Source organism: Rothia sp. HMSC071F11 (assembly GCF_001809115.1).
Classification (GTDB): domain Bacteria; phylum Actinomycetota; class Actinomycetes; order Actinomycetales; family Micrococcaceae; genus Rothia; species Rothia dentocariosa.
In genome coordinates this window covers 278,450-279,200 of record NZ_KV795763.1, presented here as the reverse complement: position 1 = coordinate 279,200, position 751 = coordinate 278,450, and the positions used below count along the sequence as shown (strand labels likewise).

At 49.1% G+C, this 751-nt stretch carries 1 protein-coding gene; it reads left to right on the top strand.

What is annotated here, in order from left to right; genetic code table 11:
* Nucleotides 1-170 precede the first annotated feature (170 nt).
* On the top strand, nt 171-751 hold a 581-nt coding region (locus tag HMPREF2554_RS09165), incomplete at its 3' end, for a DUF6318 family protein (protein WP_070554871.1).

The following is a 751-nucleotide window of genomic DNA, read 5'->3' as shown; positions in this document are numbered from 1 at the left end:
TAAGGACGGTCAGTGGCGTATGACAGACCCAGAGGCCACTTCAACATCCGGAAGCTCATCGAGCTCCGGGTCACTTTTCGGTTTCTAAATTTATTTAAGACCTGCTAGTTGCATCTGCATATGCGCCCAGGTTTCAGCATGAGCCTGAGCGCTGAAAGGAAACACATATCATGAACACACATGCGTATCGTCTCTCACGTCGCACCGCGTTTGGTTTGGCGGGTGCTGCCTCTGCGACCGTGGCGCTTGCCGCGTGCTCTAATGGAGATGGAAAAGATTACAGCGGAGAAGTGAAGTTTGACAGCTTCGAACGCTCTGGGAATTATGAACCAGCAACCAAAGACAAACCTGCCCAAAATGTGCCTAAACCCGTTAAACCTTCTCAGATGAATGAAAAATCTGCGGCAGGGTTCTATGCGGCGATCGGCTATCTCGCGGCTGCAATGCAGTACCTGTTGGAGGACCTAGAGCCCGAACCACTAATTGAAGTTCTGGGGGATTCACAAGGAAATTATGACCAGTTTAAACAGATGAAATCCTCCAACCTCGCATGGGTCGTTAATCCTAAAGTCGTGATCTCCTTGAAGACTCCTCAGCCTAAAGTCGATGGTGATACGTACACATGGGATGCAAAAGGCACCATTAAATATGATGGGATCGGGAGCAGTGTTGATGCTGCACAGCAGGCGGGTAAAGATCAAACAAGCGATATAACTATCAAGGGAACCTATAAGGACGGTCAGTGGCGTAT